Below are 13,489 nucleotides of genomic sequence, written 5' to 3'. Positions count from 1 at the left end.
CTCCATGACCATGCTTCGTGAATTCAAAACCTTCGTCGCCGTGGCGCGTGATGGCACCTTTACGGGGGCGGGCCAGCAGCTGGGCCTGACGCAATCCGCCGTCAGCGCCCAGATCCGCCGGCTGGAGGATTTCATCGGGGCAGACCTGTTCGACCGCGGCGCGCGTAACGCGTCCCTGAACGCGGCGGGCCGGGAAGTACTGGCGCACACGGAAGAATTGCTGGGCCTGGTCGACCGCATGGTGCGCCAGGTGGGCAGCGGCCACGTCTCCGGCGCCCTGCGTGTGGCGGCCATCGCCTCGGTGCAGCAGAGCCTGCTGGTCCAGGCCGTGGCCGCGCTGCGCGCCGACTATCCAGACGTCAGCGTGCGCATCGTGCCCGGTGTCTCGCTGGCGCTGCTGGGGCAGGTGGACGCGGGCGAGGTCGACCTGGCGGTCCTGATCCGTCCGCCTTTCACCCTGCCGCCGGAGCTGGACTGGCGGCCCTTGCTGGCCGAGCCCATGCTGGTGGCGGTGCCCGCCGCGCTGCCCGACATGCCCTGGCGCGACGCCCTGGCCAGGCTCCCCTTCATCCGCTATGAGCGCGCGTCCTTCGGCGGCCGCCTGGTCGACAATTTCCTGCGCCGCCACCGCATCGCGGTGCACGAAGCGGTCGAGCTGGACGAAATCGACGCCATCGCCAACCTGGTGCGCAACGGCCTGGGCGTGGCCGTGCTGCCGCATACGCGGCAATTGAATACGGAAGGCTTGCTCCTGCTGGACCTGGGCGCCGCCGCCTTCAACCGGGAAATCGGCATCGTCTCGCGCCGCAATACCGACCCCGACGGCCTGGCCGGCCAGATGTCCCGCTGCCTCATCGCCGCCGCGGGCGCCGGCTGACCTGCCCAGGCCTTACAGCGCTTTTTCGCAACGTATCGTGATCGGATGCGCACGTAGCGCCGCGATCACCTTATCGTTGACGTTGCCGTCCACGTCGGTCACCACATAACCGATCTCGCCGCGCGTCTGCAGGTTCTGGCTGAGGATGTTCAGCCCTTGCTCGGCCAGCAGATTATCCAGCGTCCCCAACGCGCCCGGCACGTTCTTGTGGATATGCAGGATGCGCGCCGTACCCGAGTGTTCGACAAACGGCAGCTCGGGGAAATTCACCGCCCCCTTGGTGGTGCCGCTCTGCATGAAGCGCACCAGCTTCTCCGCCACTTCACGGCCGATGTTTTCCTGCGATTCCTGCGTGCTGCCGGCAATATGCGGCGTCAGGATCACATTGGGCAGGCCTACCAGCGGACTGGCCAGGGGCTCGTCCTTGCTCTTGGGCTCCACCGGGAACACGTCCAGCGCCGCGCCGCCCACATGCTTGGAGGTCAGCGCCGCGTGCAGGGCGTCGATATCCACCACGGTGCCGCGCGAAGCGTTGATCAGGATCGCGCCCGGCTTCATCTGCGCCAGGGTTTCGGCATTCATGATGTTTTCCGTGCTGCGGCCGCCCGGCACGTGCAGGGTGACCACATCGCTTTGCGCCAGCAATTCGGCCAGGGTCGACACCGCGCGCGCATTGCCCAGCGGCAGCTTGGCTTCGACATCGTGGAACACCACGCGCATGCCCACGCTTTCAGCCAACGTGCCGACCTGCGAGCCGATATTGCCGTAGCCGACCACGCCCAGCGTCTTGCCGCGCGCTTCATAGGCGCCATTGGCCGTCTTGTCCCAATGACCCTCGTGCACACGGTCATTCTTCTCCGGCACGCGGCGCAGCAACAGGATGGCCTCGCCCAGCACCAGCTCGGCCACCGAGCGGGTGTTCGAGAACGGTGCATTGAAGACGGGCACGCCGCCGAGCATGGCGCTGTCCAGATCGACCTGGTTGGTGCCGATGCAGAAGCAGCCGACCACGCGCACCGACGGAAATTCCTTGAACAGCGACGCATCCAGGTGGGTGCGCGAACGGATGCCGACCACTTCCGCGCCCGCCAGCGCCGCGCGCAACTCGGCGGGCGGCAGCGACGAGGAGTAGGTCGCGATATCGTTGAATCCCGAATCGCGGAAAACGGCAATGCCGCTGGGATGGACATTCTCGAAGAGGACGATCTGCGCCATGCTGCTTAGCTCCAAATACAAATGAGAATCATATTCTATGAGTGCGGATAGTACTGCCGCACGCGCTCGATGTCGCGCAGGGGGGCTGCATGGTCGACGCGGTGAGGCACCTCAGGCGAACTGACTTTCAGCTGTACGCGTAGCCGCCCGTACGTATTAACCCTGAGCACGCTAGAGTAGCTCGTGCCCGCAACCGGCATGCCCCAAGCCCATGGCGCAGGGAGGGGAATGAATTCTTCTTCGTTGTCCTGGCCGGGGTTGTCCTTCCTGTCTATCCCGCAAGATATCCCGCCGGCCGTGCCGCCTTGTTCTTATTCCGCGACGCGTTCGGCCGGGAAGGTCAGCGAGAACGTGCTGCCCTTGCCCACGTCGCTGACGATGCCCAGCTCCGCATCGTGGCGCATGGCGATGTGCTTGGTGATCGCCAACCCCAGCCCGGTCCCGCCCACGGCACGCGAGCGGCCGCGATCGACTCGGTAGAAACGCTCGGTCAAACGCGGAATGTGGCGCGGCGCGATACCGATGCCGGTGTCGTGCACGCTGTAGCGGGCGCCGCCATCGGGCAGGCGTTCCCAGGTGGAGGTGATGGTGCCGCCGTCGGGCGTGTAGCGCACCGCATTGGTCAGCAGGTTGGCGAAGGCCGAGGTCAATTCATTTTCCGCACCCAGCACGTCCAGGCTGTCGTCGATGTGCCATTGCATGTCGTGCCGTCCGGCCGACAACGCTTCCACCTGCTGGCGCACGTTCTGCAACAGCGTGCCGATGCGCACGGGATGCGGCTCCGCGCTGGGCGACGATTCCAGCGTGGACAGGGTCAGCAGGTCGGCCACGATGGCCTGCATGCGCTGGGCCTGCTCGTGCATCATGGAAAGGTACTGGTCGCGCTGTTCCTGCGTCAGCGCTTCCTGCGGCATGTCGCGCAGTGTCTCCAGGAAACCGGCCAGCACCGTCAGCGGCGTGCGCAGTTCATGCGAAACGTTGGCGACGAAATCGCGCCGCGTGGTTTCCAGCTTCTCGATCTGCGTGACGTCGCGCGTGATCAGCAGGCGCTGGTCACGGGCGTAGGCGGTCAGCTGCATCATCAGCAGGCGCTCCTGGCTGCCGATCGCCACGCGTACGAGTATGGGTTCGGGCCAGTCCGCCTGGCGGCTGTAGTCGATGAATTCCGGGGCGCGTACCAGGTTCAGCAGATTGGCCCCGCGGTCGGCGGGCAGGCGCAGGCCCAGGTGCTGGCGGGCCACGCGGTTGCACCAGTCGATCTGCAGGTCCTGGTTCAGGGTAACGGCGCCGTCGGGCAAGGCCTGGGCCGCGGCCAGCATGCCTTGCATGGCGTCGCGGCTCTCGCCCAACTGGCGAGTCTGGGCACGCACGTAGCGGTACAGGGGGGCAAGGATGTCATCCCAGGGGCCGACCGCCACCGGCGGCGATTCCTCGGGATTGCGCGCCCAGTGGGCGGCGCGCTGGGTGCGCAGGCTGCGGCTGATCAACATCAGCGACAGGGCCACGCACATCAGGATCCAGCCGAACGGCGCGCCCAACAGCCATTGAACGAGGGCGGCAGCAACCGCCCACAAGACTATGAAAACGATCGTACGCAGCCAGATCATGGTGCGGCATTCTACCCTGGTGGAGTCGCGCTCAGCGCGAGGGAAGCTGGGCAGTAAACCGGTAGCCGCTGCCGCGCACCGTCTCCACGTGCAGGTCGTGGCCGCTGGGCTCCAGCGCCTTGCGCAGGCGGCGGATGTGCACGTCCACGGTGCGCTCTTCCACGAAGACGTGGTCGCCCCAGACCTGGTCCAGCAACTGCGAGCGCGAGAACACCCGTTCCGGATGCGTCATGAAGAAATGCAGCAGGCGGAATTCGGTGGGCCCGATCTGCAACGAATGGCCGCTACCGTTCAGGCGGTGCGTGACGGGGTCCAGGCGCAGGCCGGCGACGTCGATCACGTCATCGGTCAGCTGCGGCGCGCGGCGGCGCAGCACGGCCTTGATACGCGCCATCAGCTCCTTCGGCGAGAAGGGCTTGGTGATGTAGTCGTCGGCGCCGGCTTCCAGGCCGTCGACCTTGTCCTGCTCCGAACCCTTGGCGGTGAGCATGATGACGGGAACGGTGCGGGTGCGCTCTTCATTGCGCAGCTTGCGGGCCAGGGACAGGCCGGAGGTGCCGGGCAGCATCCAGTCCAGCAGGATGAGGTCGGGCAACTCGGCGCGAATCAGCGTTTGAGCCTGGTCAGCGTCGAAGGCGCGCAAGACCTTGTGGCCCGCGAACGACAGGTTGACCGCAATCAACTCCTGGATCGCGGGTTCGTCTTCGACAACGAGTATGGTGCTGGACATGGATGTTTGTTAACAGTAATACGGATCTGTTTGATGGCGGGACGAGGCCGGCCTGAGGCGCGGCGGCGTCGAAACATTGCGATAGTATGGCCGTAATATTTCAGGTATGTGACGGCAGCCGCCCAGGGCGCCATGTTTGTCCTTATTTTTGCGGGGGCGGTTCCTGGGGCATGGCTCGTGGTCTCAGGACGATCCCGCGGCGATGCCAGGGCAGTCCGATGACGATCCCGGGCGATCTCCGGGTGGCGCTGGCCGGCAATCGGCTACCATTGCGCCTTGACCCCGGAATCCACCATGCAAAACCCTTCCACGCCCCCCGAGTCGTCCGCCGGAACCACCCATTTCGGCTTTTCGACGGTCCAGGAAAATGACAAGGCGCGCAAAGTCGCCGAAGTGTTTCACTCCGTCGCCTCGCGCTACGACGTCATGAACGACCTGATGTCGGCGGGCCTGCATCGGATCTGGAAGGCCTTCACCATAGGGCGCGCCGCCATCCGGCCAGGGATGCGGGTGCTGGACATCGCCGGCGGCACGGGCGATCTGGCCAAGGCGTTCGCGCGCCGCGCCGGCCCCACCGGGGAAGTGTGGCTGACCGACATCAACGATTCCATGCTGCGGGTCGGGCGCGACCGCATGACCGATGCCGGCCTGCTGCTGCCCGCGGCGGTGTGCGACGCCGAAAAGCTGCCTTTCCCCGATGGCTATTTCGACCGTGTCAGCGTGGCCTTCGGCTTGCGCAACATGACGCACAAGGATCGCGCGCTGGCGGAAATGACGCGTGTGCTCAAGCCGGGCGGCAAGCTGCTGGTGCTGGAGTTCTCGCGGGTCGCCAAGCCCCTGGCGCCCGCCTATGACTGGTATTCCTTCAACATCCTGCCCTGGCTGGGCCGCAAGGTTGCCGGCGACGAGGCCAGCTACCGTTATCTGGCTGAATCGATACGCATGCATCCCGACCAGGACACGCTGGCCGACATGCTGCGCACCGCGGGCCTGGAGCGCGTGCAGTACTTCAACCTGACAGCCGGCGTCGCCGCGCTGCACGAGGGCGTGCGACTGGCATAAGCGCCACACGCGCGGCTTCCCTGGGGACGGCGCTTGTCCTGGGCGGCAATCTCGGCTATCCTCTGCTTTCAGCAATCTGTAAGCAATCGCCTGACCCTGCATCTTGAGTGTGCAGGGTCTACCTGAAAGGGCTCCGCCCTATCGGGCAATGGCGGGATACCCAGGAGTATTCGTCATGTCCAGCCGTCTCTTTACCCGGTTTACCGCCGCGGCCTTGATCGCCGTGGCCGGTGCCGCGATGATCGCCACCTCTTTCGATGCCGAAGCCAAGCGCATCGGCGGTGGCAGCAGCGCGGGCCGCCAATCCAGTAACGTCACCACCCAACGCCAGGCCACCACGCCGCCGAGCGCCGCCAGCAATACCGCCGGTGCCACCAGCGCTGCCGCGCCGGCCGCGGGCGCAGCCGCCGGTGCCGCCGCCGCGGGCGCGCGCACGGGCGCTTCGCGCTGGCTGGGCCCCATCGCCGGTATCGCGGCGGGCCTGGGCATCGCCGCCCTGCTGTCGCATATGGGCCTGGGCGGTGCCTTCGCCGAAATGCTGTCCAGCATGCTGCTGATCGGCCTGGTCATCTTCGCCGTCCTGTTCATCGTGCGCCGCCTGCGTGGCGCGGCGCCGCGCCCTGCCATGCAGGGTGCCTATGGCATGAACCGCGACAACGGCGCGGCCGACCAGAAGGCGCCGGCCTGGCGCGATGCCATCCTGCCGCCCAAGGCGGCCGAGGCGGCACCGGTCGTGCAGCAAACCGCTTTCCAAGGCAACACGTCGGGTGGTGCGCAAGGCAATTCGCAGGATGCAGGCCAGGGCAATGACTGGGTCATTCCCGGCGACTTCGACACGCCGCGTTTCCTTAACGAAGCGAAGGAACAATTCAAGCGTATCCAAGGCATCTGGGACAGCGGCGACACCGATCGCCTGCGTGAATTGCTCACCGATGACCTGATCATTGAACTCAAGCCGCAAATGCTGGAACGCAAGGGCGAACCCACCAAGACCGATGTGGTCCTGCTGAACGCCGAGCTGCTTGGTATCGAATCCGTGTCCGACGGGCACCTGGCCAGCGTGCGCTTCTCCGGCATGCTGCGTGAGGCCCCCGGCGCCGAAGCCTTCCGTTTCGAGGAAGTCTGGAACTTGTTCAAGCCTGCCCAAGGTGGTTGGTTGCTCGCCGGGATTCAGCAGATTCCCGTCGAGTTCGCCAGCTGAGGGTGGCCTGAGCGGGCGGAAAGCAGGTGCAACCTGCCTTCCGCCCTCCCGTCCGCCGCTCCCGGGGGGGAGGGCGCGGACACGCGATAGTCGGCGGTACCAAGCCTTCGATCGCGTCGTCCAGCCAACGGCGGACGGGTCAAAGAGCATGTGGGTTTTCTTCTCTTGCGGTGCGCCTTGCTCGGGCAGCCGCCCTGACACCGGCTCTTTCGAGCCGGTTTTTTTCGTTAGTGCACGCTGGCTCCGGTCATGCCGCGGCCCACAGCGCGCGGGCGGCTTCGGTGGCCTCGGCGCAAACGGCTTCAAGGTCGGCGTGGACAGGACGTCCGCCGCGCACGACGATTTCTCCGGCGACGATGACCGTATCGACGTCGCGGCCCTGGCCAGTGTGGACGAGGGTACCCACCGGACGGGTAAGTGGGACGAGATGCGGGCGCCGCGCGTCCAGGATGACCAGATCGGCGGCCTTGCCGACGGCCAGGCTGCCGATGTCCTCGCCCATGCCCATGGCATCGGCGCCGCCTTGGGTGGCCATGTGGAACACGTGTTCCGGCTGCCACTGCTCGTCGACCTTGCCTTCCTGGATGCGCGCAGTGGCAAGCGCCCAGCGCATGACTTCGATCATGTCGCCATGCTGCGTGTCCGTGGCCAGGGCGATGTTCAAGCCGGCGCGGCGCAGCATGGGCGTGGGCGCCAGGCGCCCCGATGCCGCGTTGCACTTGGGGATATGAACAACGTGCACGCCTGCCCGCGCCATGCGCCGCGCGTCATCCTCGTCGACATAAATGCAGTGGCCGGCCAGAAGCTGGTCGTTCAGCAGGCCCGCTTCCGCGAATACCTGCGCCGACGTCCTGCCACGGCGTGCCTGCACCCGCTCGACTTCGGCGCGGCTCTGGCCCAGGTGCGTATTGACCCGCAGACCGCGTGTCCGGGAGGCCTCGGCGACGGCGTGGAGCAGCGTGTCCGAGCACGTGTCCGCGGCATGCGCGGCCAGTTGCACGGTGACACGGGAATGCCGGCTCCACGCGTCGACCAGTTGCAGGCCCTGGTCGAGCAAGTGCATGCCGGCGTCCACATCATGCACCCACTCGCCACTGCTTGCCACGCGATCGAAGTCCACGTCCAGGATGCGCCAACTCGCCGCGACACGCAGGCCCAGTTCGGCAATGGCGGCAGTGGTGACGTCGGCATGCGTGAAATGGTCGCCGATGACAGTCGACCCCGCCAGCAAGGCTTCGAGCGCGCCCAGGCGGGCGAAGGCACGCGCCTGTTCCGGGGTCAGGTCCGACGCCTTGGGGATGCCGGGTGTGTAGGAGGGCGCGAATCCCAGGTCCGCGGCGACGCCGCGCACCATGGTCAGCACTGAGTGGGTATGTACGTTGACCAAGCCAGGCGTGACCAACCGACCGTCAGCCTCCAGCGTCGCGCTGGCGCCCTGTGGCGGTGCGACGGTATCCAGCCAGGCGATACGACCGTCACGGATCCCCAGGAATGCGTGCGTCAGGCAGGGTCGCGTGGGATCGGCGGTAAGTATCGTGGCGCCGCTGACGAGAAGGTCCAAGGGCGCGGAAGCGAGGGGAGCGGTCTGCATGCGTCGGCGTCTCGGAATCAGGGTTGGGCCGTGTCAGGACGGGCGGCATCGGTCAGCGCGGCCAGCCAGGGCAGGTGGCGATGGCGCGAGCGGGTCGCGCGCGCAGGCACGGGTTTTTCGCAATGCAGGAAGCGGCCCACGCCGGCCTGCCCCAGATACACGCCGTTCTCATATACCACCTTGCCGCGCGACAGCGTAATGGCGGGCCATGCCTGCAACTGGCGGCCTTCATAGGGGGTGTAGTCGACCTCATGATGCAGGTCGGTGTTGCGCACGATGTGCGGTGTGCCGGTATCCCAGATCACCATGTCGGCATCCGCCCCGATGGCGATGGTGCCCTTGCGGGGATAGAGGCCATACAGCTTGGCTGGATTGGTCGACGTGAGCGCGACGAAAGTATTGATGTCGATGCGGTCCTCCAGCACGCCTTCGGAGAACAGCAAGGCCAGCCGCGTTTCCAGCCCGGGTATGCCATTGGGCACATGGTTGAAAGGCGTGTCCGGACCTTGCGCCTGCTTGCCTTGGGGATCGTCGTAGCGGAAAGGTGCATGGTCCGAGGAAAACACCTGGAACGTGCCATTGGCCAGACCGTTCCAGATCGCCTGCTGGCTGGCCGCGTCGCGCGGCGGCGGGCTGCAGATGCAACGGGCGCCGTGCATGCCTTCACCTTCCAGGTCAGCCGCGGTCAGGAACAGGTACTGCGGGCAGGTCTCCGCGTAAATGGACAAGCCGCGGGTCTGGGCCCAGCGAATCTGGTCGGTGGCCTCGGGGCCGGAGACGTGCACGATCAGGATGGGCGTATCGAGCAGTTCCGCCAGCGAGATGGCGCGGTGCGTGGCCTCGCGCTCCACGACGGGCGGGCGTGACAAGGCGTGATAGCGCGGGCTTTGCAGGCCGCGAGCCAGCAGGCGTTCGGTGAGCCACGCGATGCAGTCGCTGCTTTCGGCGTGGATCATGGTCATCGCGCCTTCGCGCCGCGCCACATCCAGGACGTCGAGGATCTGGCCGTCGTCCAATTTCATGTCGTCATACGTCATGTAGATCTTGAACGACGTATAGCCTTGTCCGATGAGCGCGGGCAGCTCCGTCTGCACGACATGCGGCGTCGCGTCCGAGACGATCATGTGAAATGCGTAGTCTATGCAGGCCTGGCCGTCGGCCGCGGCATGGTAGTCGCTTACCGCCTGCGCCAGCGACTGGCCTTTCATCTGGGCCGCGAAGGGAATCACCGTGGTGGTGCCGCCGCAGGCCGCCGACCGCGTGCCGCTGAGGAAATCGTCGGCCATGCGCGAGCCGTCGCTGGTCGGCTGGGCCAGATGGCAATGGGCGTCGACCCCGCCCGGCAGCACCCAGCGTCCGCCTGCGTCGATTTCCTTGACGGCGGCGGGAAGCCCTTGCGCCAACGCAACGATGCGGCCTTCGCGCACGCCGATGTCGGCTTCGAAAATGTCGCCCGCGGTGGCTACGCGGGCATTGCGCACAACCAGATCCAACATGGCGGATGCGTTCATGCCAGATCCTGGAACAAAGAACCCCAGCCCCGGATGCGGCGCGTATCGCCGCCGGCAAGCTTGATCGACTTCCAGACCGCGGTCGAAACGGTGTCGTAGATGGGTATGCCGATCTCCTGTTCGAGTTCGGCGACCAGCGGCGCGCCACGCAGGTTGGTGCAGAAGATGGAGATGGCTTGCGGCCGTGCCTCGGCCACTTCGCGCACCATGCGCCGGATGGTGGCGTCATCGACTTCGGAGAATGAAAAATTGTCGCGCTTGCCCAGGTGGCGTTCGGCCACGCAGTCGTAGCCGCTGGCCGCATAGTTGGCCAGGATGCGCGCCTGCACGTCGTCGGTGTAGGGCGTCACGAGACCGAAGCGGGTCACGTTACTCAAATCGAATATTTCGTTCAGGGCGAGAACGGATGTGCAGGCCGCGATCCCGGTGCGTTCCTCGATGCGGCGGCAGAGTTGCCGGTCGGCTTCGAAGCCCAGCCATCCTGAAGACGTACCGTTCCAGCAGATGGCCGACATGCGGGCGTGCGACAGCAGTTCCGCCGCTTGCAGGATGGCTGCATCGTCGAACTGCGCCAGCGCGCTATCGGAAAGGGCGATCTCGGTCACCACGAAGCGGCCGAAATGCGCGCTGGCATCGTCCAGGCCGGCCAGCATCGCGCTGGTCACGGGTTCGAGGATGGTGTTGGAGGAGGGCGTGAGCATGCCCAGCAGCAGGCGTTTGGTCATGGAGGAGGCTCGATGTCTGTTCGTCGGCAAGGACGGTTCAAAGGCTTGGATGAAATGGGCCGGCCGGCCCGGCGGCGTCAGGCCGCGCGTGCCAGCGCGGCTTCCTCGCGGATCAGGCCCAGCACATGGCGCTTGATTTCATTGAAGTGAGGTGTCGTCGTGTCGCGAGGCCGGGGCAGGTCGATGGGAATCAGTTCGCGGATGCGGCCGGGACGATGCGTCATGACGGCTACCTGTGTGCCCAGGATCAATGCTTCCTCGACGCTATGCGTCACGAACACGATGGTCGACCGCGACTTCTGCCAGATCGTCACCAGTTCTTCCTGGATATCGGCCTTGGTCTGCGCGTCGAGGGCCGCGAAAGGTTCATCCATGAGGATGACGCCGGGATTGAGCAGTAGCGCGCGGGCGATGCCCACGCGCTGGCTCATGCCGCCGGAGAGTTCGGCGGGGTAGTGTTCCTCGAACCCGGTCAGCCCGACGAGATCGATGAAGGGCTGAGCCTGCCTGCGCCGTTCCGCCTTGCCGGCACCGCGCAGGCGGTAGGGGAAGGCGACGTTTTCCCACACCGGCAGCCAGGGCATCAGCGTTGCCTGTTGGAACACCATGCCGCGGTCCGCGCCGGGTGCGGTGACGGGCTTGCCGTTGACCAGGACGCGGCCCTGGGTGGGATGCTCGAACCCCGCCAGCATGTTCAACAGGGTCGACTTGCCGCAACCGGACGGCCCCAGCAGGCAAAGCAGTTCGTGCTCACCCAGGCTCAGCGAGACGTCGCGCAGCGTGACGAGTTCGGTATTGCGGCGGGCATCGCGGAAGGTCTTGCCGATGCCTTCGAAAATGACATGACTCATGATTCGTCCTTCAACGGTGGCCGCCCTGCAGCGTGGTGCCCCGTTGCCAGTGCAGCGCCGACGCCATCAGGCGTTTGAGCAGCAGGTCCGACAGATAGCCCAGCAGGCCGATGCTGGCCATGGCGGCCACCACGATGTCGTAACGCAGGAAGTAGTAGGAGTCCCAGAGCGAATAGCCGAGTCCGCTCTTCACCGCCACCATTTCGGCGGTGACCGTCAGCATCCACGCCGATCCGATGGCGATACGCAGGCCGGCGAAAATGCTGGGCAACGACGCCGGCAGTACCACGTGCCTGAGCAGTTGGCCCTGCGTGGCATCCATCATGGATGCGGCGCGGATCAGGTTGCGGTCGACGTTCTTCACCCCGTGAATGGTGTTCATCAGGATGGGGAAGAAGGCGCCAAGGAAGACCAGGAAGATGGCCGGCTTGTCGGCGATGCCGAACCAGATGATGGCCAGCGGAATCCAGGAAACGGGGGGGATGGGCCGCAGGACCTGGACCGTGGGTTCCAGCGTCTTTTCCACCCACTTCCACCAGCCGATGGCGACCCCCAGCACGATCCCGCTCACCGCGGCGATGGCATAGCCTGCCAGCACGCGCGACAGGCTGGCCAGGGCGGCGGCCAGCCAGTGTCCGCTATAGGACTGTGTACTGCCGTCGGTGCCGAAGATCCAGTCGGCCCAGGTCAGGAACACGCGGGAAGGGGCGGGCAGCAGGGCCGGCGGTATCAGGCCGGAACGCGCGAACGCCTCCCAGCCCGCCAGGATGATGAGCGGCACGATGAACCGCTCCTTGTTGGTGAAAAGGCGCATGGTCATCCGCTCCGCGTATCAGAAGCCCAGTTCCGTCTTGGGCTTGCCGGTGGCCTTGGACAGGAAGTCGTAATTCATATGCTCGGGAATCTGCGCGGACACGTCGGTGGCGACGTAGTGCAGGTCCCGCATCATCTTGGCGATGGCCAGGGTGGGCTTGAGGTACATGTCGTAGTCGGGCTCGGCGTTCTGCAACGCCTGCTTCGCCACGGCCGGATCCAGCGCGGTGTACTTGGTGATCACATCCACCCAGGCCTGCTGGTCCGTCTTCAGCTTGCCCACCAGGGCCACCACGGCGTCGACGGTGGCCTGTACTTCCTGCGGGTGGTTCTTGATGACGTCGGAGCGGGTGACGATGAGATTGGTCAGCTTGCCGGCCGCTTGGTCATAGGGAAAGTCGAAGTGCTTGCCCGCGCCCGTGATGCGGATCTGCGACGCGAACGGCTCCACCGTCGATACCAGGTCGATCTCGCCTCGCTGCAAGGCCGCCGCGTGATCCGCCGGATTCGGGATGTTGAGGAACTGGACGTCCTTGTCGGGATCGATGCCATGCTTGGCCAGCACGCCCCGCATGTGCAGATCCTGGGCGTTGCCGCGCGAAGCGGCTACCCGCAGCGGTTTGCCGGCTTTCTTGCGCTCTTCCACCAGCTTTTTCAGCCCGGGCCAGTCTTCGCCCTGCAGCGCCACGCCGGGCGCCATCAGCATTTCCGAGCCGCCGTTGACCTGACCCGAGATCGCCACCACGTCAAACCCCTTGTCGAGCGCGGTAACGAAGTGCAGATAGGTCACCTGGGCGACATCGATGCTCTTGGATACCAGGGCAGTCAACACATCGTTGCCCGAAGTAAAGGGGGTGGCCTCGATCGTGACGCCCTTGGCGAGTTGCGGGGTCAAGGCCATGGGCAGGCAGTGCGCGCATTTGGCGAAGCCCAGGGTGATGGTCGGCGTGGCGGCCTTTGCGGTAGGGGCGTATTGCACGATGGCGGCCATGGCCAGGGCGGCCAGCGTCCGGAAGAAAGGCATGTAAGGCTCCTGAAGTATCGATGGGGGCCGCGGACAGCCCGGGCTTGAGCGATGCTGCAGCCTTTCATGCAAAGACTGTGCCAATTTCTATATGGATTGCGCACAATCGTGGAAGCATTTGTTCGACAAGGGTTTTGTGGTCAAGACTTGGTGTTAACCCGGCATTCAGCCCTTGGTCGTTTAAGTGTCCGTGATCGAAAGTGGGGAATGCCTGCACCGGAATTTGCCCACAGTTGGTGCCATTCATCAATTACAAAGTTTTCTCTTTCCAAGGCTTTTGTG

General features: G+C 65.5%; 12 protein-coding genes. 3 read left to right on the top strand and 9 right to left on the bottom strand.

Features of this window, described 5'->3' with window-relative positions; genetic code table 11:
- The first annotated feature begins 10 nt into the window (after window positions 1-10).
- On the top strand, window positions 11-877 hold the full coding sequence (locus CEY05_RS14735) for a LysR family transcriptional regulator (RefSeq protein ID WP_088599246.1): 867 nt from the start codon (window positions 11-13) through the stop codon (window positions 875-877).
- Between the two features lie 12 nt (window positions 878-889).
- On the opposite strand, the gene serA is transcribed toward CEY05_RS14735, so the two are convergent.
- From serA to phoB, 3 genes are all read right to left on the bottom strand, one after another.
- A complete protein-coding gene (gene serA, locus CEY05_RS14730; RefSeq protein ID WP_088599048.1) occupies window positions 890-2,092 on the bottom strand; it encodes a phosphoglycerate dehydrogenase in 1,203 nt (400 codons plus the stop codon).
- Window positions 2,093-2,403: 311 nt separating this feature from the next.
- Window positions 2,404-3,699: a phosphate regulon sensor histidine kinase PhoR gene (phoR, locus tag CEY05_RS14725; RefSeq protein WP_088599047.1), complete on the bottom strand. Its 1,296-nt coding sequence runs from the start codon at window positions 3,697-3,699 to the stop codon at window positions 2,404-2,406.
- A 31-nt stretch (window positions 3,700-3,730) separates the two neighbouring features.
- Complete coding sequence (phoB, locus tag CEY05_RS14720; protein WP_057653923.1) at window positions 3,731-4,429, bottom strand: phosphate regulon transcriptional regulator PhoB; 699 nt, start codon at window positions 4,427-4,429, stop codon at window positions 3,731-3,733.
- 294 nt (window positions 4,430-4,723) lie between these two features.
- Here phoB and ubiE point away from each other — a divergent pair, with 294 nt between their 5' ends.
- Together ubiE and CEY05_RS14710 are read left to right on the top strand one after the other, a co-directional pair.
- Window positions 4,724-5,491, top strand: a complete 768-nt coding sequence (gene ubiE / locus CEY05_RS14715; RefSeq protein ID WP_088599046.1) for a bifunctional demethylmenaquinone methyltransferase/2-methoxy-6-polyprenyl-1,4-benzoquinol methylase UbiE — start codon at window positions 4,724-4,726, stop codon at window positions 5,489-5,491.
- A gap of 175 nt (window positions 5,492-5,666) precedes the next feature.
- Window positions 5,667-6,692, top strand: coding sequence for a Tim44 domain-containing protein (locus CEY05_RS14710; protein WP_088599045.1), 1,026 nt, complete (start codon window positions 5,667-5,669; stop codon window positions 6,690-6,692).
- A 247-nt stretch (window positions 6,693-6,939) separates the two neighbouring features.
- Here CEY05_RS14710 and CEY05_RS14705 read toward each other — a convergent pair whose 3' ends face one another.
- The 6 genes from CEY05_RS14705 to CEY05_RS14680 form a co-directional block, all read right to left on the bottom strand.
- Complete coding sequence (locus tag CEY05_RS14705; RefSeq protein ID WP_088599044.1) at window positions 6,940-8,283, bottom strand: amidohydrolase family protein; 1,344 nt, start codon at window positions 8,281-8,283, stop codon at window positions 6,940-6,942.
- Window positions 8,284-8,300: 17 nt separating this feature from the next.
- Window positions 8,301-9,794 carry a dihydropyrimidinase gene (gene hydA / locus CEY05_RS14700; protein ID WP_088599043.1) on the bottom strand — a complete coding sequence of 498 codons (1,494 nt, stop codon included), beginning with the start codon at window positions 9,792-9,794 and terminating at the stop codon, window positions 8,301-8,303.
- Window positions 9,791-10,519: an aspartate/glutamate racemase family protein gene (locus CEY05_RS14695; RefSeq protein WP_088599042.1), complete on the bottom strand. Its 729-nt coding sequence runs from the start codon at window positions 10,517-10,519 to the stop codon at window positions 9,791-9,793. The genes hydA and CEY05_RS14695 overlap by 4 nt, the downstream gene beginning before the upstream one ends.
- Before the next feature lie 77 nt (window positions 10,520-10,596).
- Window positions 10,597-11,370, bottom strand: coding sequence for an ABC transporter ATP-binding protein (locus CEY05_RS14690; protein ID WP_088599041.1), 774 nt, complete (start codon window positions 11,368-11,370; stop codon window positions 10,597-10,599).
- 10 nt (window positions 11,371-11,380) lie between these two features.
- Window positions 11,381-12,184, bottom strand: coding sequence for an ABC transporter permease (locus CEY05_RS14685; protein WP_233161526.1), 804 nt, complete (start codon window positions 12,182-12,184; stop codon window positions 11,381-11,383).
- An 18-nt stretch (window positions 12,185-12,202) separates the two neighbouring features.
- A complete protein-coding gene (locus CEY05_RS14680) occupies window positions 12,203-13,207 on the bottom strand; it encodes an ABC transporter substrate-binding protein (protein WP_088599039.1) in 1,005 nt (334 codons plus the stop codon).
- Window positions 13,208-13,489: the final 282 nt, after the last annotated feature.

This window comes from Achromobacter sp. HZ34, from assembly GCF_002209485.1.
In the GTDB taxonomy this organism is placed as follows: domain Bacteria; phylum Pseudomonadota; class Gammaproteobacteria; order Burkholderiales; family Burkholderiaceae_B; genus Bordetella_C.
The sequence above is the reverse complement of the archived record's forward strand: the minus strand, read 5'-3'. Positions and strand labels throughout refer to the sequence as shown.